This is a genomic window from Pedobacter sp. Hv1 (genome assembly GCF_001412215.1).
In the GTDB taxonomy this organism is placed as follows: domain Bacteria; phylum Bacteroidota; class Bacteroidia; order Sphingobacteriales; family Sphingobacteriaceae; genus Pedobacter.
Genome location: NZ_LLWP01000003.1, coordinates 38,791 through 65,620, shown reverse-complemented (window position 1 = coordinate 65,620; position 26,830 = coordinate 38,791). Strand labels below are relative to the sequence as shown.

Here is a 26,830-nt window from a genome sequence, read left to right as displayed (position 1 = left end):
GTTGAATGTTGTGGGTTACGAGTTGCAGGTCGTGATGCTTATTTAACTAAAGATTGATAATAATTTATAAATCCATTTAATAATTTTCTTGTGGTTTCTAATCTGATCAAGGTTGTTTTTAATTTTAATTCGTCAATATAGTTTTGATCAAAAGAAATATATAATTGTGTTTCTAATTCATATATGGAGCCTCTAGCTATAAAGAAAAATTGAATACTATCCTTTGGATAGTTTCTACCACAACCTTCAGCAATATTCGATGGAATTGAAACAGCAGATCTTCGCATTTGACTAATCAGACCAAATACTTCATCTTTTGGAAATACTTTGGTCACTAAATATATTTCGCCTGCCAAAATTCTTGCTTCTTTCCATACATCTAGCTCTGTGTAAGTCTTTTTTTCTTTTTCCATTTTTAGCGCAATTATGCTCACAACTTTTAATTAAAGCCATTAATTGTTATGATACTTCTTCTGTCATCTGCACCCAATCATATAACCTTTAACACATAACTCGCAACCTTTAATACGCTAAATTCGGACTAAGCCATCTCTCTACTTCTTCTAGCGGCATGTTTTTTCTAATGGCATAATCTTCAACTTGGTCTTTGGTAATTTTTCCTAGTCCAAAATAACGAGATTGTGGGTGGGCAAAATAAAATCCACTCACCGCAGCTGCGGGATACATGGCATAACTTTCGGTTAAACGTAAACCAATCTTGTTTTCGGCATCTAAAAGGTTAAATAAAGTTTCTTTTTCGGTATGGTCTGGACAGGCAGGATAACCTGGCGCCGGACGGATACCTGCATATTCTTCTTTGATCAGCTCTTGATTGCTCAGGTTCTCATCTTCTGCATAACCCCAATATTCTTTACGTACCAATTCGTGCATGCGCTCTGCAAAGGCTTCAGCTAAACGATCGGCTAAGGCTTTTGCCATAATGCTATTGTAATCGTCGTGGTTTCTTTCAAACTCAGCCACCAACTCATCACAACCCAAACCAGTGGTTACGGCAAATCCACCAAAATAATCTTTAATACCTGTTTCTTTTGGTGCTACAAAATCAGATAAGGCATAATAAGGTTCTCCAGCCATTTTCTCGGCCTGCTGGCGTAAAGTATGAATAGTTACGGAAGATGGAAGAGGGGAGATGGAAGAGGTATCTTCAACCCATTTTCCATCTTCCATTTTCCCTTTTACCTCCAGAACAATGTCGTCGCCTACTGAATTAGCTGGCCAAAAACCAATTACACCTTTTGCAGTCAATAATTTTTCTGCAACAATTCGTTTCAACAACACCTGTGCATCATCAAATAACTTTTGTGCTTCATCACCCACCAATTTGTCGCTAAATATCTTTGGATAACTCCCCCGCAGTTCCCAAGTATGGAAAAATGGTGTCCAGTCGATATAAGGCACCAATTCTTCTAACGGATAATCTTCAAAAACCTTGGTTCCTGTAAATTTTGGTTCGGTAATTACCTTATCCAATTCAATTTGGAATTTATCTGTTCTTGCTTCTGCAATGGTTTTGTAACGTTTGTCTGAACGTTTATTTAAGTGTGCTTCTCTAGCCTTATCGTATTCTGCTCTAATTCCGGCCACGTACTCATCTTTGGTTTCAGGATTCATTAAAGTGCTACAAACGGTTACACTTCTAGAGGCATCTAAAACGTGGATGGCTGGACCTGAATAATTTGGTGCTACTTTTACAGCAGCATGGATGCGAGAGGTGGTAGCTCCGCCAATAATCAATGGAATGGTGAAACCTTCACGTTCCATTTCTTTGGCAAAATGGACCATTTCATCTAAGGATGGGGTGATCAATCCACTTAAACCAATAATATCTGCATTGATTTCTTTGGCCTTTTTAATGATATCCTGTGCAGGTACCATTACGCCCATATCTACAATTTCGAAATTATTACAGGCTAAAACTACACCAACAATATTTTTCCCAATATCGTGTACATCGCCTTTTACGGTAGCCATCAATACTTTTCCGGCCGAAGAATTTTGGTCTTGATCGGGGTTGTCTAATTTTTCTTGTTCAATAAAAGGCAAAAGGTAGGCCACGGCTTTTTTCATTACCCTAGCAGATTTTACAACCTGAGGCAAGAACATTTTTCCGGCACCAAATAGATCTCCAACAATGTTCATCCCGTCCATTAATGGGCCTTCAATAACTTGGATCGGTCTTGCATATTTCTGACGGGCCTCTTCCACATCGTCATCTAAGTATTCAACAATTCCTTTTACTAAGGAATGCGATAATCTTTCTTCAACTGTTCCTTTGCGCCATTCTTCATCTCTTACTACCTCTTTGCCCTTGCTCTTGATGGTGTCGGCATATTCTACCAAACGCTCAGTAGCATCTTCTCTTCTGTTTAACAATACATCTTCTACACGCTCTAGCAATTCTGGTGGAATTTCTTGATAAACTTCCAACATCCCCGCATTTACAATCCCCATATCCAGACCGGCCTGAATGGCGTGGTATAAAAATGCAGAGTGCATCGCTTCACGAACGGTATTGTTTCCTCTAAAAGAAAATGAAATATTAGAAACCCCACCACTTACTTTGGCATAAGGTAGGTTTTGCTTGATCCAGCGAGTGGCATTGATAAAATCTACCGCATAATTGTTATGCTCTTCCAATCCTGTGGCTACGGTTAAAATATTTGGATCGAAAATGATGTCCTGAGGAGGGAAACCCACCTCGTCTACCAAAATATCATAACTTCTTTTACAGATCTCGGTTCTGCGTTCGTAATTGTCTGCTTGCCCTTGCTCATCAAAAGCCATCACCACAATTGCGGCGCCGTATTGCATAATTTTTCGGGCACTTTCTTTAAACTTTTCTTCCCCTTCTTTTAAGGAGATAGAGTTCACAATGCCTTTGCCTTGTAAGCATTTTAAGCCGTTTTCAATGACCGACCATTTAGATGAATCGACCATGATGGGCAATTTGGCAATATCAGGTTCTGAAGCAATGAGGTTCAGGAATTTGGTCATTGCCGCTTCCGAATCCAACATCCCTTCATCCATATTTACGTCAATTACCTGTGCACCACCTTCAACCTGTTGTAAGGCAACGGCTAGAGCAGCTTCATAATCGCCACCTAAAATCAGTTTCGAGAATTTTGGAGAGCCAGTAATATTTGTTCTTTCACCCACATTCACAAAAATACTTTCTGGGGTAATGGTTACAGGTTCTAATCCGCTTAAGCGCATGTAAGGCTCAATGGTAGGGATTTTTCGAGGCTCAGCTTTTCTTGCTTTTTGAGCAATACAGCCAATATGCTCAGGCGTAGTGCCACAGCAACCTCCAACAATGTTTACAAAACCAGAGCTGATAAAATCATCCACCAGATGTGCAGTTTCATGTGGCATTTCGTCGTAAGCCCCAAACTCATTGGGTAAACCAGCGTTTGGATAAGCCGAAACGTAACAACCCGCTTTTGCCGCTAATTCTTCAATGTGTGGGCGCATTTCTTTGGCACCTAGCGCACAGTTGAAACCAATACTCAATGGGTTGGCATGCATTACCGAATTTAAAAATGCTTCGGCGGTTTGGCCAGATAAAGTTCTGCCTGAAGCGTCTGTTATAGTGCCAGAAATCATGATCTCTAGCTTGCGACCAATTACTTGCTCATATTTTTTAATGGCTACAATGGCCACTTTTGCATTTAAGGTATCGAAGATAGTTTCAATTAACAAAACATCCGAGCCGCCATCTACCAAACCTCTAACTTGTTCGTAATAGGCTTCCTCCAATTCATCAAAATAAACGGCTCTGTAACCAGGGTCGTTTACATTTGGCGACATAGAAAGCGTACGGTTAGTTGGGCCAATAGCGCCAGCTACAAAACATTTACGGTCTGGATGGGCAGCCATAAACTCGGTAGCAGCTTCTTTGGCAACTCTTGCCCCTTCAAAACTCAACTCGTAAGAAAGGTCTTCCATTTGGTAATCGGCCATGGAAATGCGTTGCGTACTAAAGGTATTGGTTTCGATGATATCTGCACCAGCCTTTAAATATTCTAAATGGATAGCTTTGATAATATCTGGGCGTGTAATGTTCAACAGGTCATTGTTCCCTTTTACATCACATGGGTGGTTGGCAAAACGCTCGCCCCTAAAATCTTCCTCAGACAGGATATAGCGTTGAATCATGGTACCCATTGCACCATCTATAATTAAAATACGTTTTTTTAGTTCTTCTCTAATGCTCATTCTTGTAGTAGATATGAGACGTGAGATAGGAGATGTGAGATCAACTAGACTACAAAAGCCTAAGGTCTCAGATCTAATCTCTCAAATCTATTGTGCTTAAAAAAAATGGAACAGATTTTTTCCTTAAACTTATCTTTTCCCGATGTGCTGGGATAGAATGTAGCACCTTGTTAGCACAGGTTGCTAAGACATCGTTGGGTCTAATCCCTCCGCCTTTCTTTATAAGCAGTACAAAAATGCAACAATGCAACATCAATTCCAAAAATATAGCAGGTATAACCAAATAAAATTACAAAGGCCATGCAAATCTGCACGGCCTTCGGTATAATATTTTGAAATATTAATGTTTTTACTTTCTACTTCCGAAAATACGTAATAAGAAAAGGAAGATGTTAAGAAAATCAAGATATAGTGATAATGCGGCAACAATAGCCATCTTTTTCGACTCTACTTGTAACACTTGTTCTCCATTAGCTTCAATTCCTTCGCCTATTCTTTTAATTTTTTGCACATCATAAGCGGTTAATGCTGTAAAAATAGCTACACCGAAGAAACTCATGATATAGTCAAGTTGAGAGCTTCCCAAAAACATATTGATTACACTCGCAATCACCAATCCTACAACTCCTACCATTAAAATTGGACCAAATTTGCTCAGATCAGTATTTGTAGTATAACCTAAAAAGGCCATAATGCCAAATATACCAGCTGCTGCTGCGAAACACCCTACTATTGAGCCACTAGTATAGCTCAATAAAATAAAGCTTAAACTTATTCCTGTTAATACAGAGTATAGTACAAATATGCCCACAAGTGCGCCATATGAAAGTCTGCTCAGTCCAAAACCCATTGTAAGTACTAGGCCAAGTGGGGAAAACATTGCAACATAGCCAAAAATTGACATGCTTGTTTTTCCGGTTACTTCATTAGTGGTAATTAAATATTGCATTAAGCCTTCACTTGTTCCGAAAAGATAAGCAGCAACAGTAGATAAACTTAGTGCCACAAACATCCATAAGAAAACATTGGCGAAGAATTTTTTAGAAACAGAGCCTTCCTGTACAAATACAGTATTGTCTTGGTATTGATAATTTTGTTGTTCCATTATAAATTAAATATTGGTTATGGTTAAAAATACGATTTTAGTTTAATCTTTTTGTCAGTAGTTCTTCAACTTTTTTGTAAAACTGACGCGGTTTGAGCTTTCTCCAGTGCAGATCGTCTAGTTCGCCTCCAAAATTGATATAATAATCAATGCTATGGTCGCGAAACTCACGAATCACATGTTCGTTAAAATTAACACCCGCAATCCAGCCATCCTCTACATCCTGGAACCATTCTTCGTAATAACTATCATCAGAAGCATGGAAATTCAACACATTTTCACCAATCAGGATAAACTTATTGATTCCCTCATCAATCATCAGTTCGATGATTTCCCTTTTCAGGGTCATGATGTCGTTGTTAATCGTGTCGTTCCATTCGCCCATTAGCTCGATAATCGCATATTGCTTCTCGTAGTCTACAAACAATACTTTAATGTAAAGCGTATTCGAACCAAAGGCATCCCATTGGGGGTGAATTAGAAAATTATAGAGTTGTTTATCGTAATAAAATTCAGAATATTCGGTGTTAAAGAAAGGCGAACGCTCATCCTCAGCAGCAATATAATCATCTCTCCATAAATAAAAAGGCTCAATTTCGTGCATAATCAGCGTTACAGATTCTGAGTTAAACGTTGCAGGTTTTGGATTGATAAGCACAGCAGTTAAAGAAGCTTTAAGCTTGTTTACTGGTAACTCACAATTCGTTAATCCACAACTTAAGCTTTGCTTGCGTCTACTGCTTTACGTACACTTCCATATTTAGTAAGTAGGTCTGCAGCTTGGTCGTGGTCAATGTTCAGTTCGTCCATTACCATTTGCGTGCCGCGATCTACCAATTTATGGTTAGTTAACTGCATATCTACCATTTTATTGCCTTTTACTCGGCCTAATCTGATCATTACAGTGGTACTCAGCATGTTTAAAACCAGTTTTTGTGCGGTTCCAGATTTCATTCGGGTAGAGCCTGTTAAAAACTCAGGGCCAACTACCACTTCTACAGGATAGTCGGATTCGGCTACAATTGGTCCGCCTTCGTTACAAACAATGCAACCAGTTAAGATTCCGTGTTGGCGGGCAGTATTTAAACCACCTACTACATATGGTGTGGTGCCAGAAGCTGCCAAACCAATTAAAGAGTCTTTTTCGTTGATTTGATATTCTTGAAGGTCAATCCAAGCTTGCACATCATCATCTTCAGCAAATTCTACCGCTCTGCGAATAGCAGTATCGCCACCGGCAATAATACCAACTACCCGATCAAAAGGAACACCAAAAGTAGGCGGGCATTCTGAAGCATCAACAACACCTAAACGGCCACTGGTGCCAGCGCCAATATAAAATAACCGACCACCATTAAGCATTCTTTCGGCAACTGCAGCGGCTAATTTTTCTATTTGAGGTAAAGCCTTTTCAACGGCTTGAGGTACAATCTTATCTTCGGTATTGATGCCTGTCAAAATCTCTAAAACAGACATTTTATCAATGTCGTGGTATTTAGATTCTTGCTCTGTTATTCTTTTCATGGATGTTATTTGTGCTAAAGTTCGTTAATTTCTCCATTAACAGGAAATATTAACGATAAATACATGCAATTTTAGAGAGAAGATTACGCCATTGCAAATATTTGCAACAAAATATTCAAAAAAACTAAAATGTTGGGTGTATTGTTCTTTAATTAACTCGCTAATTTTCATAACTTTGTAGGGCCGCTACACCATGAAAAAAAGTACTCGTTTCAATATCCTTATCGCCATCACCTATTCTGTAACCTTAATAGGCGGTATGTACTTGGGCTATAGATTTTTAAAAGATCAGGGCTTTAAGGTAGAACGACCTGTGCATTATGCAGACAACAATGCCAAAAAAGTAGAAGACATTATCCATATCATTAACAAAAACTATGTTGATGAAGTAAATGCAGACAGTTTACAGCACTTGCCAATTGATAGCTTGTTGCATCAGCTAGACCCACATAGCATGTATTTGCCACCTACCAAAGCCTTTGAGCTTGCCGAAAGTTTAGAAGGTAACTTTGAAGGTATTGGGGTAGAATATTATATCCTTAACGACACCTTATTGGTTACCAATGTAGTAAAAGACGGGCCCGCATTTTTGGCTGGAATGAAACAGGGTGATAAAATATTGAAAATAGATAGCACGATGGTGAGTGGTAGAACTTTGCCTCGTTCTGAAATGGTAGGTAAAATAAGAGGCAAAAAGGGAACGCCTGTACAACTCTTGTTGTTGCATCAAGGAGCGGCAGCACCATCAACCTTAACCATTAAAAGAGGTAGGGTAGACGTAAGTAGTATTGATGCAGCTTATATGTTAAATACAGACGCAGCCTATATCCGTATCAGTAAATTTGGCGCCAACACCGACCGCGATTTTGTAGACGCTGTACGTATGTTGAAAACCAGAGGGATGAAAAAACTGGTGCTCGACCTGCGAGACAATGGTGGCGGTTATGTAACTGCAGCTACAGGTTTGGCTAACCAATTTTTGGCGCCAGAAAAACTAATTGTATATACCGAAGGTAAACACGAACCCCGTACAGATTATTATACCACTGGTGGTGGCGAGTTTGAACAAGGTAAATTAGCAGTTTTAATTAACGAAAACTCAGCTTCGGCAAGCGAAATATTTGCAGGGGCGATGCAAGATCTGGATAGGGGAATTATTGTGGGTCGACGTTCTTTTGGAAAAGGGCTGGTACAAGAACAGTTTGCCTTTGATGATGGTTCTGCACTAAACTTAACCATTGCAAGATATTATACACCATTGGGAAGAAGCATCCAAAAATCGTACAAAAAAGGATATGCCGCTTACCAAAAAGAGTTGGAAGACCGATTTAACGATGGAGAGCTTACTGCAAAAACAGTAAGGGTAAGAGACAGCTTGCAAAAAGCAAACGCCTATGTTACCCATAGTGGTAAAAAAGTGTTTGGTGGTGGTGGCATCCAGCCAGATGTATATGTGAAATTAGATACCACAGGCTATAATAAATTCTATGCTACTTTGGCCAACAAAAAAATACTGATCGATTTTGTATTTGATGTATTGGCCGATCGTTATACGCCTGCTTATTTAAACCAGAACCTGAGTACATTTGCCATTAGCGATGCTGATTTTAAGGACCTGTTAAAATATATCCAGGCAAAAAACGTTAGCATTGATAACAAACAGTTAATGGTGTCGAAACCGTTGATCTATAACGACCTTAAAGTAATGCTCTGCAAATACCACTTGGGAGATATAGGTTATTACAGGGCCAATAACCTAACCGATAATGTGGTTAAACAAGCACTAAATAGCTTGCAATAGCTCGCTCAGAGACAGAGTTTTGAGCAGCCGCTTCTTTAAACTGTAAAAAACAGGGTTATTTAATTTTACCACCTTACTTAGAATCGCATCAAATCGGAATCTTATTTTAATTATTTGTTATAATTCAATATTATATTCTTAATTAATCAATAAAATTGGAATTTAGTTTGATCAAGGTTAGCTTTGTGGCACATCAATACCAATTGTTATGTCCTCAAATACCCTTTCTCCAGCCGATCAAAAAACCTTAGCCGAACTGTTAGCGCAAGTGCAATTAAATACCACCAATTTTATGGGTTATCCGGTATCAAAAGACTTCGATTTTATGGAGCTGATCCCTTTTTTAAACTATCCAATGAACAATCTTGGCGATCCCTTTGTGCCTTGTACTTATGCCGTGGGCTCTCGGGAAATGGAAAAAGAAGTGATCTCGTTTTTTGCTTCGTTGTTTAGGGCAGAGGCTGATGATTGGTGGGGTTATGTAACTAATGGTGGTTCTGAAGGTAACCTGTATGGTTTGTACTTGGCCAGAGAGTTGCACCCCAAAGGGATGGTGTATTATTCTGAAGCTACACATTACAGTGTGCAAAAGAACATCCACCTATTAAACATGCCAAATATTGTAATTAGTACCCAAGAAAATGGGGAAATTAATTACGAAGACCTAGAAGATACCATTCGAATGAACAGGCACATGCCAGTAATTATTATGGCCAACATAGGTACCACCATGACCGAAGCACGTGATGATATTGGTAAAATTAAGGCCATTTTAAAAAAACTGGCCATTAAAAACCATTATATTCATGCAGATGGAGCTTTATCTGGAAGTTATAGTGCTTTTATAGAGCCACGCCCGGCTTTCGATTTTGCAGATGGTGCAGATAGTATTGCCATTAGTGGACATAAGTTTTTTGGTTCGCCCATGCCTTGTGGGGTAGTGGTGGCTAAAAAGTCTAACAGAGACCGTATTGCCAGGTCTGTAGCTTACATTGGCAGTGTAGATACCACCATTACAGGTTCGAGAAATGGGCACAGTCCATTGTTTTTATGGTATACCCTTAAAAAGTACGGCGTTGAAGGCTTAAGAAAAAGAGCTTTGCATAGTTTGGCCATTGCGCAATATGCTGAAGAAAAGCTACAAGAGATTGGTGTGGCTGCCTGGCGAAACCCGAATACCATTACGGTTAACTTTCCTTCGCCAAGTGCAAGCATTAGACAAAAATGGCAGTTGGCTTCAGAAAATGGAGGTTCGCATATCATCTGTATGCCCAATGTGCAAAAAGAACAGATCGATCAATTGGTGGCCGAAATGGCTGCAGAGTTGATAGTGGCATAGGTAATTAATGTTGATTCAGAATAAAATAAGTACATCATAAATCAATTATTTTCTGCTACTATTGGAGGGTTCAGTCGCTTCGCGGACAAACTTTTTTCCTATAGATGAAAAAAGTATGCAAAAAAATCCACGGCTGCGCCCTGTTCTATGAAAGGAAGTGTTTAGGCCTAATATTGCATCCCGAACAGGCCAAGGCCGCTTTTAGTAGTATGTTAAGACGGTACTTAGGCTCGAGATAGTTCAAGTCTAAGCTCCTTAACCAAACTCACATTAATTAAATCTTGATTTCGAAAAGATTCAAGCTAATGCCTTCGTAATGTTTGGGTAAGCCACTGTTGGTTGCAATTTGAATGCTGCCTACATGCGCAAACCCGCAACCGGTGTAATAGGCCAGTAGTTTTGCATTGTCGGCCCAGGTATCCATACGGATGTACTCGATGGCATTGGCTTTGGCGTAGTCTTTTGCCCAATCGATAATCTGATTTACAAAACCATAACCCCTAAAATTGGGATGCGTAACAATGCGATGGATATAGATAGAAGGTTGTTGGTCTTTTTCTTCCCAAATTTGTGGGTCGTTAAAAGTGACGGCAAAAATACAGGCTGCCTCGCCACCCACCAAAATTTTGTATTGCCTGTTTTCTTCTACTTCTTGCGTAACCAACTCTAGGCTAAAGCCTTGCCAATGTTTGTTGAATACCTTTTTCTGATGTGCAATGGCCATATCGTAAAATTCAAATATGGTATTGATGTCGGCTAAAGTGCTGTTAACAATGGCAATAGAAGTTGGCATAACATAGAAAAATTAGAATACAAAGTTAATGATTTAAGACAGATGGTAATGTCAAATCTAACTCAGGTACACGAAATGGGAGTTTGTCAAGCCTTTCGCTTTACATCCTCTGCCTTACACCTTTTATCTTATTTCTGTCTAAAATAAATCTGTATTGGTACGCCAGAAAAATCGAAATGCTCGCGAAGCTTGTTCTCAATAAAACGCTTGTACGGTTCTTTAATGTACTGCGGTAGGTTACAGAAGAAAGCAAACATTGGCGAAGAAGCATTGATCTGTGTAATGTATTTGATCTTGATGTACTTTCCTTTTAAAGCAGGTGGCGGATAGTTTTCAATAATTGGCAGCATTACATCATTCAATTTAGATGTAGGTATTTTTTTGCTACGGTTTTTGTGAACCTCTAAAGCCGTTTCTATTGTTTTAAAAATACGTTGTTTGTTCAATACCGAGATAAATACAATCGGCACATCGGTAAATGGCTGTAGTTTGGTACGAATTTGGTCTTCAAATTCTTTAATGGTTTTGTTGTTTTTCTCAATCAAATCCCACTTGTTCACTAAAACTACAATTCCCTTTTTATTTTTTTCTGCCAAGTGGAAAATATTAACATCTTGTGCTTCTAATCCGTCTTCGGCATCAATCATCAACATTACTACATCCGCTTCCTCTAGAGCCTTAATGGTCCGCATTACTGAATAAAATTCGATGTTCTCTTTTACCTTGGTCTTTTTACGCAGACCTGCAGTATCGATAAACATAAATTCGTGACCAAATTGGTTGTAATGAATATGGATCGAATCGCGGGTAGTACCAGCAATAGGGGTTACAATGTTACGGTCCTTACCAATTAAAGCATTAATTAAAGAAGATTTACCCACGTTAGGGCGACCAACAATGGTGATTTTTGGCAAAGAATTTTCTTCTTCTGGAATATCTTCAAAATGGGTAATTACTTCGTCTAACAACTCGCCAGTACCAGAACCAGTCATTGAAGAGATGGTATAGATTTCGCCTAAACCAAAACCGTAAAATACAGTAGCTTCAGTTTCCAATGCTGTGTTATCTACCTTGTTTACTACAATAAAAACAGGTTTTTTGCTGCGGCGTAAAAGCTGTGCAATTTCATCGTCAAGGTCGGTAATGCCAGTGGTTACATCAACCATAAACAAAAGAACGGTGGCTTCTTCAATGGCAATTACTACCTGCTCGCGAATGGCCGCTTCAAAAACATCTTCAGAGTTGGCCACATAACCACCCGTATCAATTACGGTAAATTGCTTATCGGTCCATTCTGCAGCGCCGTAATGCCTATCGCGGGTTACGCCACTAAAATCATCTACAATCGCTTTGCGACTTTCTGTTAAGCGGTTAAAGAGGGTAGATTTGCCTACATTTGGTCTTCCGACAATTGCGATAATGTTACTCATAATTCTTTTGTTGAAACGTTTTAAAATTGAAACGTTGTAATGTTGCCTAAATATCTCGTAATTGAGAGCGCAAACATTTTGACTATCAACTACTAACCTTTTTTGAAAGGGAGTGCAAAGGTAAGCTAAATTATTGGAAGAATAAACTCTAATTGCTTTTGTGTGGTTTGATAGCTGATTTTTACCCTCGTAACCGCACTATTCATCAAGCAACAAAATCTAAGCTATCAACAATTCACCAATGAACTATTGAACCAATGACCAATAAACTTGTTAACTCTCGTAACCGAAGTTTTTCAGATAGTTCTTTTTGCTTCTCCAATCGGGGATCACCTTTACAAAGGTTTCTAGAAACACTTTACTGTCTAAAAACTTTTCGATGTCTTTTCGAGCTTCCATGCCTACTTTTTTAAGCATGGCACCACCAGTACCAATCAATATGTTTTTTTGTGAATCTCTTTCTACAATTACTTCAGCGGTAATGCGCACCATTGGCCCGCCTTTGCTTTCTTCTTCTTTAAAAGCAGTTACAATTACTTCTGTACTGTATGGGATTTCTTTTTTATAGTTGTTAAAGATTTTCTCACGGATAATCTCAGACACAAAGAAACGCTGGCTACGGTCGGTTAGCTCTTCTTTATCATAATAGGCCGGGTGCTCTGGTATGTTGTCCAAGATCAACGGTAAAATTCCTTCTAGGTTATATTGGTGCAAGGCAGAGATGGCAAAGATGTGCATTGGGTTTAATTTCTCTTTCCAGTAGGCAAATTTCTCGTCAACCTGTTCTTGCGTGGCGTTGTCAATTTTATTCAATAGCACCACCATAGGGATCGTGGTATTGGTAATTTTCTCTAACACATCGTTTTCGTCGTGCTTCTCGTTAATGTCGGTAACAAAAAGGATCAAATCGGCATCACTTAGTGCGCCATTTACGGCGGTCATCATCGAATCTTGCAGTCCGTAGAGCGGTTTGATGATCCCCGGAGTGTCTGAAAATACAATTTGGAAGTCATCTTCGTTCACAATTCCTAAAATTCGGTGACGGGTTGTTTGGGCCTTCGGGGTAATAATAGAAAGCTTTTCGCCCACTAGGGCATTCATGAGGGTAGATTTGCCAACATTGGGCTTACCGATAATACTTACAAAACCTGCTTTGTGCGACATAAAAAATATTTTTTAAAATAAATTTGCACCACAAAGAAACGAATTATATCTTTGCATTCCAATTCGGGAGAAGAGTTAAGGATTTAACGAAAGCTTTGAATTGTATAGTGTGCGGGGTGGAGCAGTTGGTAGCTCGTCGGGCTCATAACCCGAAGGTCATCAGTTCGAGTCTGGTCCCCGCTACCAAAGAAGTTGAAACGACACTTCTTTTATTTAATGGCCCGTTCGTCTAGGGGTGAGGACGCCAGATTTTCATTCTGGAAACAGGGGTTCGATTCCCCTACGGGCTACTAAACAGGACAAATGAAATTGATTTTCATTTGTCCTGTTCTTTTTTAGGGCTAATTCGTTGTTTATCTGAAAGATATAGTTTGCGATTATGTTCATTCGGGCGGTTCGATAAGTTTTTCCGTCAAACTCCAATTTTTCGGGGAATATCGAACCAATTATACCTCTCCTTGTATTGATTTCGCCTTCGCTGTACATTTTAGGAATGTTTTCTATATACTTTAAAGCCCTGTCCAAAGACTTTTCTATATTGATTTTCTTGGCATCAGAACCGTCCTTGCTCAACTGTTCTTCCAGACTTTCAAGTCGTGTCTTGCACTCATCTTTAATTTCAAGGTATTCCTCATCATCAATAATTTCAGATAGCAGTTTGTTGCGTGCTACTGATAACCTTGCATTCAATTTATCTATTTCCTGTACAATCTGTTTCTTTTCGTCAAACGGATTCTTTACAAATTTCTTGTAGTTATCTAACAGCAGTCTTTTCACTATTTGGGCAGAACCGTTTAAAGCAAACTGTCGCATTCCTTTTTCAAAAATATCGTTGGCAACTTCGGCTTTCTGACGGAAACCACAGGAAGAAACACAATGATAGTAGTAATATCGGCTTGTCCTTCCTTTGGAAGCACTTCCTGTCAGGTTGCGACCACATTCGGGACATACCAAGAAACCCCGCAGGGGCAGGTTCTCATCTGAAAGTATTTTGGTATTGGGACGTTCCACCCTTTTGTTTCCGTCCAATATCAGTTGCACCCTGTCAAAAAGTTCTTTGGATATAAGCGGTTCGTGCTGACCCTGTACCAAATGTGCTTCTTCGTCCTTGAATTTGGCAATGAATATCTTTCCATAGTACAGAGGATTACGTATGGCTACGTGGAAAGCACTTCGGCTTATAGTTGTATTGTACAACATATTCATTTTTTGTCGTACTTGGTCACAGGCAAACACGCCTTTTGCTATTTCGTTGAAAGCCCAACGCATAGCTGATGCTTCAGGTTCTTTTGGGGCAATGTATTTTCGTCCGTCCTCTTTGCTTCTGTTGATATATCCAAAAGGTGCTCTACCCATTAAACGCCCTTCTTTCCTTGCCCTACGCATACCGTAAAACGTATTCAATGCCCTGCGGTCATTTTCCACTTCGGGAGCGGACAGATATATCGCAAGCATCATCTTGTTTTCAGGAATGGAAAGGTCTAAAGGCTGTTCTACCGCTTGTGGTTCTATGCCAAGTTTGTTAAGTGTGCTAATCATCTGATAGGCATCACCTGCATTACGGCTAAACCTATCCCATTTGGTAAACAGGATAAGGTTGGTCTTTGAACTTCTCTTTTTAAGACTGTTCAATAATCTTGTCCATTCGGGTCGGTTAAAGGTTTTGGCGGAATGGTCTTCGTAGATAACCTGTCCAACAGCAATCTTATTGGTCGCACAGTACCTTTTCAGACGTTCCTCTTGGTCACGCTGTGAATATCCCTTGTCTGCCTGTTCGTCCGTGGAAACTCGTATATATAAATCGGCTCTTTTCATAGCTAATCTTTTTGAGTGGGTATTAATGTTTTGTGGGATTAGCTAAAGTACGAAATAAATCATTCGGTATCAAAGCATTCACGGATAATTATCATTGTGAGGTTGTACAGAAACTCCATAATCAGTTCGGCTTTTTCCTGTTCCACATCAATACCGACCTCACGGAGAAGTACCATTGCTTCTTCGATAGGTATTTTATCTATTTCTTTTCTCTCCTGCATCGCCTAACTTTTTTGTCCCAGCTAAATTAGTCGGGTAAGCAAGTCAGGCTTCCAATGTTGTAGTCAAAGGTTGCATTTGGCGTGCAGTTGCCAAATACTCGGGTTTTTGGTTTTATTTTGGGCGTGCCACCGATTGCATTTTCACAACGCTCCAAAACCCCAACGCAAAAATGCAATCGCTGTCGGGCTATCCGCTACAAGTCCTCGCTCCGTTGCACTTCGCTGTGGGCTTTCCGCTTCTATCCCTCACGCAAAAACGGACGGCAATAGAAATAATTGTTTAATTTTGTGAATGAAAAAGTCTGTTTTTTTTCATTAAACCGCAAAAGATAATTTCAATTTTTAAATGGTAAAACCCCAAAGAAAAAGTATAATATTTGTCCTAATCGTTACCGCCTTGGATACGACAGGATTAGGAATTATCTATCCCGTTTTACCACAACTTATAGAAGATTTAGCAAATACGGATATCAGTAAAGCGGCAACGTATGGAGGTTGGCTAACTTTTGCATATGCGTTAATGCAGTTCTTTTTTGCACCTGTTTTAGGAAATTTGAGCGATAGATATGGCAGGAGGTCGGTTTTGCTGGTTTCTTTATTAGGTTTTACGATTGATTACCTATTTCTCGCATTCGCACAAAATATAATTTGGCTTTTCATAGGTCGAATAATTGCAGGAATAACAGGAGCAAGTTATTCGGTTGCAGCGGCTTCAATCGCAGATATAAGCACCGATGAAAATAGAACGAAAAATTTTGGATATATAAACGCCGCTTACAGTTCGGGCTTAATCATCGGACCAGTAATCGGTGGATTGCTCGGGCAATTTGGCACACATATTCCTTTTATTGCGGCGGCTATTTTAAGTTTTGGAAATTTTGTTTTTGGCTATTTTGTATTTCCTGATACATTGGAAAAATCCGATAGAAGAAAATTTGAATTAAAACGTGCCAATCCTTTTGGAGCTTTTAAGCATTTAAGCAAGTTTCCAACAATAATGTCGCTTATTGTAGCAATGTTCTTAATGGCAATTGCAGGGCATAGTATGCCAAGTATTTGGGCATATTTTACTATTGAAAAATTTGATTGGAATGCGGAGTTAATAGGTTATTCATTAGCCTTTTTAGGCTTACTTTCAATTATCGTTCAATCTTGGTTTGTGGGAATATTAGCCAAAAGACTTGGCGATGATAAAATGACCATTTTTGGATTGTTATTCTCAATCATAGGATACTTACTTATCGCATTTTCAAATGTGGAATGGCTTCTTTTTCCGGCAATGGTTATCAATGTGATTGGAAGTGTACAGAGAACGGGATTTCAAAGTATCATTTCTTCCCAAGTATCAAAAAGCGAACAAGGGGAATTGCAAGGAGGTTTAAGCAGTCTTCTTGGTTTGGCTACCATTATTGCCCCACCATTATTGACAATGGTTTTTACATATTTCACAAAAGATAAAAATTCAGACATTTATTTTGCAGGAGTACCGTATTTGATTGCATTGTTTTTGACAATAATAAGTTTGATTATAATGCTTACAAATTACAAAAGCAGAAAAACTATCCCCAAAAAAGAATAAAAAGGTAGCAAAGGTAAGGCGACACCCACCGCACCACCCAACCAAAAGACTACGGCATAATGGCACGGCAAAGAAGGTTACCCTGCCACCCTTCGGGACTTATTCCGTTTCCTTTTGGTTTTTCCGCCTGTCCGCCTTGATTGAACGGCTTTCTTTTTTTTCTGTTTTTTTCTTTTGGAAACAATTTTAAGAAGAAGAAACGCCCCACCCACCAACGCACCGCTATCAAAACAACGGCTTGTGCTTTTGGTTATAGATTTCCTTAATCAACTCCCCGAACTCCTGAAAATGGTATTCGATAATGTTGTCCAGATACGCATAAATCGTCAGTTTGTCAATGCCCATAATATTGGTAAGCCTGTTGAACGTATCGTGGTGTTCCTGCCGAACATAGACCGATTTGCCTTTGCTTGCCGTTGTCGTAGGGATTTTAAAGAACTGTCCGCAATAATCCTCTTTGGTCAGCTTCTTTGGCTTTGAGGTCGTTCTTTTGGTATTACTTGCAGTCGGTTTTGTATCTTCCGTTTCTACGGATTTTTCGTCTGCGGTAAAGTCGTCCCGAGGTGTTACGGTTTGCTGTTCCTGTTGGGGATTTTTCTTGTCGTTACCGATAATCATTTCCATAAAATCCTGTTCTTCGGGTTGCGGTTTTTTGTCGTTTTCGTGTATCATATCATTTAATTTTAATGTTATCTCAAATTAGCTGTTTGGTTACCTGAACAGTCAGTTGCATATACTGTTGTACCTATGCATCTGCATACTCTTAATTAACTGTTTCATTAGCTGAAAAATCCGTAATTCATCTGCAATCAATCACGCAAATTTGCTGTCGGGATTTATGCTGATTAGTTACTTCATTAAGACTCTAACCAATCAGCCAGCTAACCATACAAAGGAAATAAAAGCAATCCCAATCCGCATAAACGTGGCAGTCAGTGGCACTATTTGGCGTTCATTGTCGTGGTTGTAAATCGCTGTTATTCAAATAGTCTTGTCGAACTTTGTAAACGGAAGCGGTTGTTTTTTTCGGCTAACTCCAATCCGTTTGCAAAACGGATTTTTCTGAACTCCTGTTCAGAGCAAGTTATCTTTTGAGGTACTCGAAATGAATTTCAGTACCTCAAAAGCACTTGCCCTTGCAGGGGGCTGAAAACCGCTCCGAAGTCGCAGTTTTGGTTTAACATTAAAATGGATTTATTATGGAAGAAAAGAACAGTAAGCAGATTAGGAAAACAGGTAGAAAACCGAAGAACGACCCTGCCGTACATCGGTATTCCATTAACCTGAATGCAGAGGAAAACACCAAGTTCCTTGCCCTGTTTGACCAATCAGGAATGAACGTAAAGGCACATTTCATTACAGCCTGTATCTTTCAGAAGACGGTAAAGACCGTAAAAATTGATATGAATGCGGTAGAATACCACACAGGATTGACCAAATTTTTCGGTCAGTTTCGGGGAATAGCAACCAATTACAATCAGATTGTAAGATTATTGAACGCCAATTTTTCGGAGAAAAAAGCATCTGCATATCTCTATAAATTGGAAAAGCAGACAGCAGAAATGAAAGAACTATTGCTAAAGGTTTTAATTCTTACCGACAGATTTGAAAAGAAATATCTAAATAAAGAGTGAAATTATGATTGCAAAAATCGGAAAAGGGAGCAATATGTACGGAGCGATTTTGTACAATCAGCAGAAAGTGGAAACGGAAAACGGAGCGATTTTGTTGCTGAACAAGATACCCGACACAATGAATGGCAGGTATTCTGTAGCGTATTTCAATAAATGTTTTGAGCCTTATTTGTCGGCAAACATCAAAACGGAAAAGACAGTACGGCATATTTCATTGAACCCTGACCCGAAAGACAAGGTTAGCGATGAACAGTTTACGGAAATGGCACAGGAATATATGGAACGTATGGGCTATGGCAATCAGCCTTATATTGTTTTCAAACATACGGACATTGACCGAACGCATATCCATATCGTTTCAACCTGCGTGGGCATTGACGGCCGGAAAATCCCCGATGATTACGACCACCCACGTTCAATGGCAATCTGTCGGGATTTGGAGCAGAAATACAACCTGCACAAAGCCACCGAGCAGGAACAGAAACAAGCCGACAAGATTTTCAAAAAGGTAGAACAGCAGAAAGGCGATATTAAAAGTCAAATGGCTTCAGTAATACGTCATTTGCCGAAGTATTATCAATACACCAATTTGGGAACGTACAATGCGTTACTTTCTCTTTTCAATATCACAGCAGAGGAAGTCAAAGGCGAACGGAACGGTCAGACCGTAAACGGATTGGTCTATATGGCATTGGACGAGAACGGGAACAAGGCAAACAATCCGTTCAAAGCATCGCTTTTCGAAAAAGATGCAGGGATTTTGGGATTGCAAAAGCACTTCGAGCAGTCCAAAGATAAAATGAAAACCAGCCCTGCAAGGTCTGTATTAAAGAACACCGTTGAATTAGCAATACACACCACAACCAACGAAAGTGAATTTAGAAAACAATTGACCGAACAGGGTATTAATACAGTTGTAAGACGTAATAGTGAAGGACGGATTTACGGTATAACGTTTATCGACCACGAAAGCCGTAGCGTTTGGAACGGTTCGCAATTGGATAGAAATCTCTCGGCAAACGTATTTAACGATTGGTGGAACAACGGCAACAAACCTGAACTGAAAACACAGGATAACCCTGTTTCCAAAACGAATACAATGGACAACCAACCAACGAAAGACTTCTTTGAGTTTATCCCACAGAAACACTCGCCTAATTTCGATTTGGGATTGTTCAGTCTGTTACCCGATGCACAGGGTGTGGATTATGAGGAAGAACAGTTTGCCAAACGAATGAAGAAAAAGAAGAAACGCAGGAGGTTGTAAGTACAATGGAAAATTTGTTTGAACAAAAAAAGTTAATCTACCTATTAGTAGATAGAAATTTATATCTTTGCTTTATGGAAACAAAAGAAAAAATAGTAACCGAAGCCATAACATTTATCACGACAAGAGGGACAAATGCTTTTAGTTACAAGGATATATCTAAAGAAATTGGCATTAAAACTTCTTCCATCCATTATTATTTTCCGACGAAAAATGATTTGATTGTAGCTGTTTTAGAACATGTTATTCAAAAAAATAAAGAAGACAGAAAACGAAACAATTACAGCAATATGAAATCGGCTTTAAGGGGTTATATAGATGAACATGTCTTAATAAGAGAGCAAAATAAAGTCTCAGTAATTGCTGCATTAGCGGCAGATATAAACACTTTAGAGCCTCAAATCAAAGCGATATTAAACAACTATATAGAAGAAGAGATAGATTACTTAGCACAAATTCTGAATAAAGGAGAAAAAGAAAACTTATTCGTTTATAAAGCAACTCCACGTATTCAGGCTTTAATGATATTGACAAATTTATTGGCTATTTCAAGAATATCGATGATAACGAAGGAAATATATTTTGAAGACGTAGCCCGACAAATAATAATTGACATAGAGAAAAAATAATGAAAAGAGTAGTAGTTACAGGGCTTGGAGCATTAACGCCCATTGGAAATAATGTAGACGATTTTTGGCAGTCGCTTTTAACAGGCGTTAACGGAACTAACCCCATTACAAAATTTGACACATCAAAATTCAAAACAACATTTGCTTGCGAACTCAAAGGCTTTGACCCATTAAACCATATTGAAAAAGCAGAAGCAAGAAAATACGATTTGTTTACGCAGTATGCTTTAATTTCCGTTGAAGAAGCCGTTAAAAATGCCAACATTAATTTTGAAACGCTGAACAAAAACCGTATTGGCGTTATTTGGGGGTCGGGAAATGGTGGTATCGGCACATTTCAACAGCAGGTAACTGAATTTGCGCAAGGGGACGGAACACCACGTTTTAGCCCTTTCTTCATCCCGAAGATGATAGTCGATATTGCTTCGGGCATCATCTCGATAAAATACGGGCTTCGGGGCATAAATTTTACAACTGTTTCAGCTTGTGCAACTTCCAATACCGCAATCATTGATGCCTTTAATTATATCCGTTGGGGCAAAGCAGATATGATAATAACAGGCGGTTCGGAAGCGCCTATTAACGAAAGTGCCGTTGGTGGTTTCAACGCGTCAAAAGCATTGTCAACCTTAAATGAAAATCCGCAAATGGCATCACGTCCTTTTGACATCAACAGAGACGGTTTTGTTATGGGCGAGGGAGCAGGTGCAATTATTTTGGAAAACTATGAACACGCTATAAAACGAAATGCTCCGATTATTGCCGAGATTGCAGGCGGTGGCATGGCTTCAGACGCATATCATTTAACTGGTACGCACCCAGAGGGAGAAGGGGCATATTTAGGTATGGTTTTAGCATTGGAAGACGCAAATATTTCCGCCAATGAAATAGATTACCTGAACACGCACGCTACATCAACACCACAAGGCGATATGAGCGAATTAAAAGCAATGGAAAGACTTTTCGGCAGACAAAGTAAATTAAATATTAGTGCGACAAAATCAATGACAGGACATCTGTTAGGTGCTGCGGGGGCTATTGAAGCAATCGCTTGTATTAAGGCTGTTCAGAATAACATTGTTCCGCCAACAATCAATTCGGCAGCTATTGAACCCGAATATAGGGATATATTTAACTTGACATTGCACCAATCACAACGACGGCAAGTGAACTACGCAATGAGTAATACCTTTGGTTTTGGTGGACATATTGCCACCAGTATTTTTAAAAAATATGCTGAATAAAGAGTAGAACAACCTGCAGACCGCATAAACAATGTAACCGATAAATAATGACAAAATATGACTGACAGAGTAAACATCATCAAGAACTACATCGACGGCTATAACCAATTTGATATTGAAAAAATGGTTGCAGACCTTGACGATAATATTGTTTTTGAAAACATCCAAAACAATGAGATCAGTTTATCATTGAAAGGGCTAACAGCATTTAAAGAACAGGCGGAAACCGCAAAAACATATTTTACAAAAAGAACGCAGACCGTTAAATCGTTTAGGCATTTTGACAATAGTACGGAAATAGAAATTGATTATAGAGCAATTTTAGCAGTGGATTTTCCGAACGGTTTAAAAAAAGGGCAAGAGCTAAAGTTGTCAGGAAAATCCGTGTTTGAATTTGAAAAAAATAAAATAATTAAATTGACAGACATTAGCTGAAAATCGGCAAACAACAATTATGATTTTACTAAAACATAAAAAAATCGCCATAATTGGCGGCGGCCCCGTTGAATGGGCAATGTTAAAAGGTTCATTAATTTATGGACAAAAATATTTGATGCAAAAATTCTGAGAAGCTTGACAAACCCAATGGAAAAATAATGCGTATTGAAATTCGGATTGACGATTCCATAATTATGATGAGTGATGCCACACCTCAATATCCTGCAAATAAATACTGGATGCACATATATGTTCCTAATGTAGATGACACATTCAAAAAAACATTGCCCGTGGATGTGAAATTGTTGATGAACCACAAACAAAAGAAAACGGCTCCGCCAGGCGTGGAACGTTTAAAGATTTTGCTGGAAATATGTGGTCGGTGGCTACTCAAAACAAAATCAATCCATAATTTAAACCATATACAATGAATAAAAACTCATCATCAATACCAAAGGAATGGGAAAAGTATCGACATTTAGTGCAAAGACAAGAAATCCCAGCAAAGACAATTCTTTTGCAGGAAGGGAAGGTTTCCAAAAAAGCATTTTTTATTGAAAAAGGTTGTTTTCGTTCATGGTTCAACAACGATGGCAAAGACATTACGTTTCAGTTTTTCTTTGAGGGAATGGGCGTTTCTTCTTTTGAAAGTTTTCAAACCAATCAGCCCAGTTTGTTTACGATAGAAAGTCTTGAACCATCGGTGATTTGTACGATTACGAAAAAGGATTTTCAATTTATTTTGGACAATTCTGCTGTGATTAAACAAGAAGTTGAAAAGCAAATAATATATCGGCTTATTCATTATCAGCAATTATTTCTTTCTCGCATCAAAGACAAACCTGAAAAGCGTTATAAAGAATTATTAAAACAAAACCCGGAAATTTTACAGCGGGTTCCACAACACTATATTGCTTCGTATTTGGGTATAACTTCCGTTTCTTTAAGCAGAATAAGAAACAGAAAATGATTTCATTTATTAACAATTGTTATCGTGTGCTATTGTGCTTCTTCTCAATTTTTTGCACTTAAACAATAAAAATGAGAGTAGCAATTGTATTCAATCACCCTTATAAAGGCAGTTACTGCAATGCCATACTAAATGCAGTAACCAAAGGGCTTCAAAATGCCAATCACGAGATTGATTTAATTCATCTCGACAATGATAATTTTGATCCCGTAATGCGGGAAAAAGATTTGGCAGCTTTTGCAAAAGCAAAATATGATGGCGAAAATATTTATGCCAATCTTGATGCACAGGTTTTGAATTATAAACAACGTTTAGAGCAAGCGGAACATTTGATTTTTATCTTTCCGATATGGTGGGAACTAATGCCCGCAACGACCAAAGGATTTATTGATAAAGTGATTTTCCCAAGCGTTGCTTACGATTATAAACCAAACGGATTTATGAAAAAACGGTGGAAAAAAATTAGAGGTGTAACTATAATCACCACAATGAATACACCGGGTATTATTTACCGTTTCGTTTTTGGAAACGCTATCAAAAAAGCACTTCTTGCAGGTACTTTTTGGAAAATAGGATATAAAAACAGAAAGTGGATAGGATTTAGCAAAGTTAAAACGCGATCGGACAGTAAAAGAAAAAAATGGCTGTCAAATCTTGAAAAGACATTTGAAAGTTTAAAGTAAGCAATTCACAAACTATACTTGACAGTTAGCGGCTATTTTTGCATAACCCGGTAGAAATTTTAAATGACAATAATAATTTATGGCACAATTTGATGGAAAAGTAGCTATCGTAACAGGCGGTGGAAACGATGAATTGAAAGAAGAGTTCGGAAGTCAAATCCCATTGAAAAGATGGGGTGAAACTAAAGAAGTCGCAAATTCTGTAGTTTATTTATGCCCTTCAAAGTCATCTTTTATTACAGGGCATACATTAGGTGTCGATCGGGATTAACAGTAGGTTGATTGTAAACTAATTGAAAAATAGGAAATAGAAAATAAGTAAGAACAAAAAATGAATTTATTAAACAATAAAAAAATCGCCATAATTGGAGGCGGCCCCGTTGGGCTGACAATGGCAAGACTATTACAGCAAAACGGCGTGGACGTTACGGTTTATGAGAGAGACAAAAACCGACAGGCAAGAATTTTTGGCGGAACACTTGATCTGCACAAAGGTTCAGGTCAGGAAGCAATGAAAAAAGCAGGATTGCTGCAAACTTATTACGACTTGGCCTTGCCGATGGGGGTAAATATAGCTGACGAAAAGGGCAATATTTTAACCACCAATAATGTAAAGCCCGAAAATCGGTTTGATAATCCAGAAATAAACAGAAATGATTTAAGAACTATCTTATTGAATAGTTTACAAAACAATACGGTCATTTGGGATAGAAAACTTGTTATGCTTAAACCTGAAAAGGAAAAGTGGGTACTAACTTTTGAAGATAAGCCGAACGAAACAGCAGATTTGGTTATTCTTGCCAATGGCGGAATGTCTAAAGTAAGAAAATATATTACCGACACACAAGTTGAAGAAACAGGCACTTTCAATATACAGGCAGATATTCATCAACCGGAAATAAACTGTCCCGGATTTTTTCAGCTATGCAACGGAAACCGGTTAATGGCTGCCCATCAAGGTAATTTACTGTTTGCTAATCCCAATAATAATGGTGCATTACATTTTGGAATAAGTTTTAAAACACCTAATGAATGGAAAAACAAAACCCCAATAGATTTTCAGGACAGAAACAGCGTTGCCGATTTTTTACTGAAAAGATTTTTAGAATGGAGTGAAGTTTACAAACAATTAATACGTTCGATATCAACATTTCAATGCCTGCCCACAAGGAAATTTCCTTTGAACAATGATTGGAAAAATAAGCGTCCGTTACCCATAACAATGATTGGCGATGCTGCTCATCTGATGTCGCCTTTTGCAGGACAGGGTGTAAACAGCGGCTTAATAGATGCCTTGATATTGTCTGATAATCTGACTGACGAGAAATTTAATAGTATAGAAGAGGCTATTCAAGATTATGAACAACAAATGTTTGTTTATGGAAGAGAAGCCCAGACAGAATCGACAATTAATGAAACTGAAATGTTCAGCCCCGACTTTTCGTTTCAAAAACTAATGAATCTATAAGCAGAAAGTCAATCTGGTTTTATGTTTTAGAATATAAAAAAACTTAACAATACAAAATTCAAAAATGGATAATAATAAAAACAAAATTGTAAGAACGTTAATTTTAAATGCAGGTACGGACAAAGTATGGAATGCTTTGACAAATCCTGTACAAACAAAAAAGTATATGTTCAACTGTGAAGTAACTTCTGACTGGAAGGTGGGAAGTGAGATAAAATGGAAGGGTAATTATGAAGGATATGAAAGTGGAGAACGTGGCAAAATTTTGGAGATCGATAAATACAAGAAACTAAAATACTCGTCTATTGACCCAAACTTCGGAATTGAGCTAAAACCCGAGAACTATCTACATATAACATACCACTTAAATGACTTAAATGAGAAAACGAAATTGATATTAACAGTTGAAAGTTTCAATAATGACCCAAAAAGAATGGAACATATTGCAGGCGGTTGGGATAATATTGTTCTACCGGCCATTGAAAGAATATTCAACCAATAGCCCTACCGCAACAAAGTATTGCCAAAAGCGGGGCTGAGCGGCTTCGATTGGACATTTGTCCCAGGTTCGACATTCGCTCTTCGATTGAAATTTTGTGCTAAAAACTCCCGCCTTCGGCAATACCCAAAATTTTAGCGGCAAGCAGAACGGAACCCTACGAACAAACGAAAACAACGAATGACAAAATACATCTCAATTCATAGAGGAATAAACGTAAGCAGACATAAACTAATTAAAATGGACGCTTTGAAAAAAATGTATGAAAAACTAAACTTTGAAAACATACAGACTTATATACAAAGTGGCAACGTCATATTTTCAGCAAACAATAAGGATATGAAAGAACTTGAAAAAATAATCTCATCAAAAATTGAAAAAGAATTTGGATTTGATGTCCCTGTTATTGTAATATCTGTAAAAACATTAGAAACAATTATAGGGAATAATCCGTTTACTAAAGACAATCAGAAAAATATTGCCTTTTTACACATTACTTTTTTAGCTGAAATTCCAACTGGATTTGATAAAGAAAGTATTATTAAAAAGAAAGATCCAGACGAAGAAATTGCTTTTACATCAAATGCAGTTTATTTGTATTGTCCTAATGGATATGGAAAAACTAAACTCAATAACAATTTTTTGGAGAATAAACTAAAAGTACGTGCAACAACACGAAACTGGAAAACGACCAACGAACTATTAAAATTAGCAACAAAATAATATGGCAAACGAATATCTACTTCACGGCAAACTAACAACACAACAAAGACATAGAGATGAACTTGCAAGCATTTTGTTGGAAACATCCAAACCTTTATCAACTGCAAAAGGTTGTAAACTTTATGTAATCGGAAAGATGAAAATGATACAAACTCCGTTTATATAACAGAAATTTGGAATAGTAAAGACGATCACGACAACTCACCAAAAGTTGAAGGAGTAAGAGAACTAATAGTGAAAGCATTGTCAATATTAGATGGACAACCAA

Annotated in this window: 25 protein-coding genes, 2 tRNA genes and 1 riboswitch; of the genes, 16 read left to right on the top strand and 11 right to left on the bottom strand. The window is 38.3% G+C overall.

Going from position 1 to position 26,830, the window contains the following annotated elements; translation table 11 throughout:
* Window positions 1-38: 38 nt before the first annotated feature.
* The 5 genes from AQF98_RS06625 to murQ all read right to left on the bottom strand — a co-directional run bounded on the left by AQF98_RS06625 (window position 39) and on the right by murQ (window position 6,865).
* Window positions 39-413 carry a four helix bundle protein gene (locus AQF98_RS06625; RefSeq protein ID WP_055131145.1) on the bottom strand — a complete coding sequence of 125 codons (375 nt, stop codon included), beginning with the start codon at window positions 411-413 and terminating at the stop codon, window positions 39-41.
* A gap of 109 nt (window positions 414-522) precedes the next feature.
* Complete coding sequence (gene metH / locus AQF98_RS06620; protein ID WP_055131144.1) at window positions 523-4,236, bottom strand: methionine synthase; 3,714 nt, start codon at window positions 4,234-4,236, stop codon at window positions 523-525.
* Window positions 4,237-4,362: 126 nt separating this feature from the next.
* Window positions 4,363-4,464: riboswitch (SAM riboswitch) on the bottom strand.
* Window positions 4,465-4,585: 121 nt separating this feature from the next.
* Window positions 4,586-5,341 (bottom strand): Bax inhibitor-1/YccA family protein, encoded by a 756-nt coding sequence (locus tag AQF98_RS06615; RefSeq protein WP_055131143.1) that lies wholly within the window; start codon window positions 5,339-5,341, stop codon window positions 4,586-4,588.
* 37 nt (window positions 5,342-5,378) lie between these two features.
* Window positions 5,379-5,945: a hypothetical protein gene (locus AQF98_RS06610; protein WP_055131142.1), complete on the bottom strand. Its 567-nt coding sequence runs from the start codon at window positions 5,943-5,945 to the stop codon at window positions 5,379-5,381.
* 113 nt (window positions 5,946-6,058) lie between these two features.
* Window positions 6,059-6,865 carry an N-acetylmuramic acid 6-phosphate etherase gene (gene murQ, locus AQF98_RS06605; protein WP_055131141.1) on the bottom strand — a complete coding sequence of 269 codons (807 nt, stop codon included), beginning with the start codon at window positions 6,863-6,865 and terminating at the stop codon, window positions 6,059-6,061.
* A gap of 193 nt (window positions 6,866-7,058) precedes the next feature.
* Here murQ and AQF98_RS06600 point away from each other — a divergent pair, with 193 nt between their 5' ends.
* Both AQF98_RS06600 and AQF98_RS06595 read left to right on the top strand, forming a co-directional pair.
* Window positions 7,059-8,666, top strand: a complete 1,608-nt coding sequence (locus tag AQF98_RS06600; protein ID WP_055131140.1) for a S41 family peptidase — start codon at window positions 7,059-7,061, stop codon at window positions 8,664-8,666.
* A 208-nt stretch (window positions 8,667-8,874) separates the two neighbouring features.
* Window positions 8,875-10,005, top strand: coding sequence for a histidine decarboxylase (locus AQF98_RS06595; RefSeq protein ID WP_055131139.1), 1,131 nt, complete (start codon window positions 8,875-8,877; stop codon window positions 10,003-10,005).
* 274 nt (window positions 10,006-10,279) lie between these two features.
* Here the strand turns inward: AQF98_RS06595 and AQF98_RS06590 are convergent, their stop codons facing one another.
* From AQF98_RS06590 to era, 3 genes are all read right to left on the bottom strand, one after another.
* The gene (locus AQF98_RS06590) at window positions 10,280-10,798 is read right to left on the bottom strand and encodes a GNAT family N-acetyltransferase (RefSeq protein ID WP_200911850.1); all 519 of its coding nucleotides are present in this window, start codon (window positions 10,796-10,798) and stop codon (window positions 10,280-10,282) included.
* Window positions 10,799-10,926: 128 nt separating this feature from the next.
* Entirely contained in the window at window positions 10,927-12,228 is a 1,302-nt protein-coding gene (gene der / locus AQF98_RS06585) for a ribosome biogenesis GTPase Der (RefSeq protein ID WP_055131138.1), read from the bottom strand.
* 273 nt (window positions 12,229-12,501) lie between these two features.
* Window positions 12,502-13,392, bottom strand: a complete 891-nt coding sequence (gene era, locus AQF98_RS06580; RefSeq protein ID WP_055131137.1) for a GTPase Era — start codon at window positions 13,390-13,392, stop codon at window positions 12,502-12,504.
* Between the two features lie 110 nt (window positions 13,393-13,502).
* On the opposite strand from era, the gene AQF98_RS06575 reads away from it, so the two are divergent.
* Window positions 13,503-13,578, top strand: a tRNA-Met gene (locus tag AQF98_RS06575).
* Window positions 13,579-13,610: 32 nt separating this feature from the next.
* Window positions 13,611-13,682: transfer RNA gene (locus tag AQF98_RS06570), tRNA-Glu, on the top strand.
* Here AQF98_RS06570 and AQF98_RS21805 read toward each other — a convergent pair.
* Both AQF98_RS21805 and AQF98_RS22210 read right to left on the bottom strand, forming a co-directional pair.
* Window positions 13,645-15,207 (bottom strand): recombinase family protein, encoded by a 1,563-nt coding sequence (locus AQF98_RS21805; protein ID WP_082434941.1) that lies wholly within the window; start codon window positions 15,205-15,207, stop codon window positions 13,645-13,647. The two genes, AQF98_RS06570 and AQF98_RS21805, sit on opposite strands and share 38 nt — an antisense overlap.
* Window positions 15,208-15,266: 59 nt before the next feature.
* The gene (locus tag AQF98_RS22210) at window positions 15,267-15,428 is read right to left on the bottom strand and encodes a hypothetical protein (protein ID WP_165353002.1); all 162 of its coding nucleotides are present in this window, start codon (window positions 15,426-15,428) and stop codon (window positions 15,267-15,269) included.
* Window positions 15,429-15,774: 346 nt separating this feature from the next.
* Between AQF98_RS22210 and AQF98_RS06565 the strand changes: the two genes are divergently transcribed.
* A complete protein-coding gene (locus AQF98_RS06565; RefSeq protein ID WP_055131136.1) occupies window positions 15,775-17,007 on the top strand; it encodes a TCR/Tet family MFS transporter in 1,233 nt (410 codons plus the stop codon).
* A 225-nt stretch (window positions 17,008-17,232) separates the two neighbouring features.
* On the opposite strand, the gene AQF98_RS06560 is transcribed toward AQF98_RS06565, so the two are convergent.
* Window positions 17,233-17,679, bottom strand: coding sequence for a DUF3408 domain-containing protein (locus AQF98_RS06560; protein ID WP_055131135.1), 447 nt, complete (start codon window positions 17,677-17,679; stop codon window positions 17,233-17,235).
* A 527-nt stretch (window positions 17,680-18,206) separates the two neighbouring features.
* Between AQF98_RS06560 and mobA the strand changes: the two genes are divergently transcribed.
* The 11 genes from mobA (at window position 18,207) to AQF98_RS06500 (ending at window position 26,562) form a co-directional block, all read left to right on the top strand.
* On the top strand, window positions 18,207-18,641 hold the full coding sequence (mobA, locus tag AQF98_RS06555) for a conjugal transfer protein MobA (RefSeq protein ID WP_055131134.1): 435 nt from the start codon (window positions 18,207-18,209) through the stop codon (window positions 18,639-18,641).
* 4 nt (window positions 18,642-18,645) lie between these two features.
* Window positions 18,646-19,908: a conjugal transfer protein MobB gene (mobB, locus tag AQF98_RS06550; RefSeq protein WP_055131133.1), complete on the top strand. Its 1,263-nt coding sequence runs from the start codon at window positions 18,646-18,648 to the stop codon at window positions 19,906-19,908.
* Window positions 19,909-19,982: 74 nt separating this feature from the next.
* A complete protein-coding gene (locus AQF98_RS06545) occupies window positions 19,983-20,537 on the top strand; it encodes a TetR/AcrR family transcriptional regulator (RefSeq protein WP_055131132.1) in 555 nt (184 codons plus the stop codon).
* On the top strand, window positions 20,537-21,781 hold the full coding sequence (fabF, locus tag AQF98_RS06540) for a beta-ketoacyl-ACP synthase II (protein WP_055131131.1): 1,245 nt from the start codon (window positions 20,537-20,539) through the stop codon (window positions 21,779-21,781). Before AQF98_RS06545 ends, fabF begins: the two co-directional genes overlap by 1 nt.
* Window positions 21,782-21,838: 57 nt before the next feature.
* Complete coding sequence (locus AQF98_RS06535) at window positions 21,839-22,216, top strand: nuclear transport factor 2 family protein (protein WP_055131130.1); 378 nt, start codon at window positions 21,839-21,841, stop codon at window positions 22,214-22,216.
* Between the two features lie 430 nt (window positions 22,217-22,646).
* A complete protein-coding gene (locus AQF98_RS06525; RefSeq protein ID WP_082434930.1) occupies window positions 22,647-23,189 on the top strand; it encodes a Crp/Fnr family transcriptional regulator in 543 nt (180 codons plus the stop codon).
* A gap of 71 nt (window positions 23,190-23,260) precedes the next feature.
* Entirely contained in the window at window positions 23,261-23,872 is a 612-nt protein-coding gene (locus AQF98_RS06520) for an NAD(P)H-dependent oxidoreductase (protein ID WP_055131128.1), read from the top strand.
* 79 nt (window positions 23,873-23,951) lie between these two features.
* Window positions 23,952-24,143: an SDR family oxidoreductase gene (locus AQF98_RS06515; RefSeq protein WP_055131127.1), complete on the top strand. Its 192-nt coding sequence runs from the start codon at window positions 23,952-23,954 to the stop codon at window positions 24,141-24,143.
* 60 nt (window positions 24,144-24,203) lie between these two features.
* Window positions 24,204-25,340, top strand: coding sequence for a tetracycline-inactivating monooxygenase Tet(X) (gene tet(X), locus AQF98_RS06510; RefSeq protein ID WP_055131126.1), 1,137 nt, complete (start codon window positions 24,204-24,206; stop codon window positions 25,338-25,340).
* Window positions 25,341-25,404: 64 nt separating this feature from the next.
* Window positions 25,405-25,842: an SRPBCC domain-containing protein gene (locus AQF98_RS06505; RefSeq protein WP_055131125.1), complete on the top strand. Its 438-nt coding sequence runs from the start codon at window positions 25,405-25,407 to the stop codon at window positions 25,840-25,842.
* Window positions 25,843-26,019: 177 nt separating this feature from the next.
* The gene (locus AQF98_RS06500; protein WP_082434929.1) at window positions 26,020-26,562 is read left to right on the top strand and encodes a DUF1697 domain-containing protein; all 543 of its coding nucleotides are present in this window, start codon (window positions 26,020-26,022) and stop codon (window positions 26,560-26,562) included.
* The last annotated feature ends 268 nt before the right edge of the window (window positions 26,563-26,830 follow it).

Coding starts and splice junctions, on each gene's coding strand:
- AQF98_RS06625 (WP_055131145.1), bottom strand. CDS start 413: ATGGAAAAAGAAAAAAAGACTTACACAGAGCTAGATGTATGGAAAGAA.
- metH (WP_055131144.1), bottom strand. CDS start 4,236: ATGAGCATTAGAGAAGAACTAAAAAAACGTATTTTAATTATAGATGGT.
- AQF98_RS06615 (WP_055131143.1), bottom strand. CDS start 5,341: ATGGAACAACAAAATTATCAATACCAAGACAATACTGTATTTGTACAG.
- AQF98_RS06610 (WP_055131142.1), bottom strand. CDS start 5,945: ATGCACGAAATTGAGCCTTTTTATTTATGGAGAGATGATTATATTGCT.
- murQ (WP_055131141.1), bottom strand. CDS start 6,865: ATGAAAAGAATAACAGAGCAAGAATCTAAATACCACGACATTGATAAA.
- AQF98_RS06600 (WP_055131140.1), top strand. CDS start 7,059: ATGAAAAAAAGTACTCGTTTCAATATCCTTATCGCCATCACCTATTCT.
- AQF98_RS06595 (WP_055131139.1), top strand. CDS start 8,875: ATGTCCTCAAATACCCTTTCTCCAGCCGATCAAAAAACCTTAGCCGAA.
- AQF98_RS06590 (WP_200911850.1), bottom strand. CDS start 10,798: ATGCCAACTTCTATTGCCATTGTTAACAGCACTTTAGCCGACATCAAT.
- der (WP_055131138.1), bottom strand. CDS start 12,228: ATGAGTAACATTATCGCAATTGTCGGAAGACCAAATGTAGGCAAATCT.
- era (WP_055131137.1), bottom strand. CDS start 13,392: ATGTCGCACAAAGCAGGTTTTGTAAGTATTATCGGTAAGCCCAATGTT.
- AQF98_RS21805 (WP_082434941.1), bottom strand. CDS start 15,207: ATGAAAAGAGCCGATTTATATATACGAGTTTCCACGGACGAACAGGCA.
- AQF98_RS22210 (WP_165353002.1), bottom strand. CDS start 15,428: ATGCAGGAGAGAAAAGAAATAGATAAAATACCTATCGAAGAAGCAATG.
- AQF98_RS06565 (WP_055131136.1), top strand. CDS start 15,775: ATGGTAAAACCCCAAAGAAAAAGTATAATATTTGTCCTAATCGTTACC.
- AQF98_RS06560 (WP_055131135.1), bottom strand. CDS start 17,679: ATGATACACGAAAACGACAAAAAACCGCAACCCGAAGAACAGGATTTT.
- mobA (WP_055131134.1), top strand. CDS start 18,207: ATGGAAGAAAAGAACAGTAAGCAGATTAGGAAAACAGGTAGAAAACCG.
- mobB (WP_055131133.1), top strand. CDS start 18,646: ATGATTGCAAAAATCGGAAAAGGGAGCAATATGTACGGAGCGATTTTG.
- AQF98_RS06545 (WP_055131132.1), top strand. CDS start 19,983: ATGGAAACAAAAGAAAAAATAGTAACCGAAGCCATAACATTTATCACG.
- fabF (WP_055131131.1), top strand. CDS start 20,537: ATGAAAAGAGTAGTAGTTACAGGGCTTGGAGCATTAACGCCCATTGGA.
- AQF98_RS06535 (WP_055131130.1), top strand. CDS start 21,839: ATGACTGACAGAGTAAACATCATCAAGAACTACATCGACGGCTATAAC.
- AQF98_RS06525 (WP_082434930.1), top strand. CDS start 22,647: ATGAATAAAAACTCATCATCAATACCAAAGGAATGGGAAAAGTATCGA.
- AQF98_RS06520 (WP_055131128.1), top strand. CDS start 23,261: ATGAGAGTAGCAATTGTATTCAATCACCCTTATAAAGGCAGTTACTGC.
- AQF98_RS06515 (WP_055131127.1), top strand. CDS start 23,952: ATGGCACAATTTGATGGAAAAGTAGCTATCGTAACAGGCGGTGGAAAC.
- AQF98_RS06505 (WP_055131125.1), top strand. CDS start 25,405: ATGGATAATAATAAAAACAAAATTGTAAGAACGTTAATTTTAAATGCA.
- AQF98_RS06500 (WP_082434929.1), top strand. CDS start 26,020: ATGACAAAATACATCTCAATTCATAGAGGAATAAACGTAAGCAGACAT.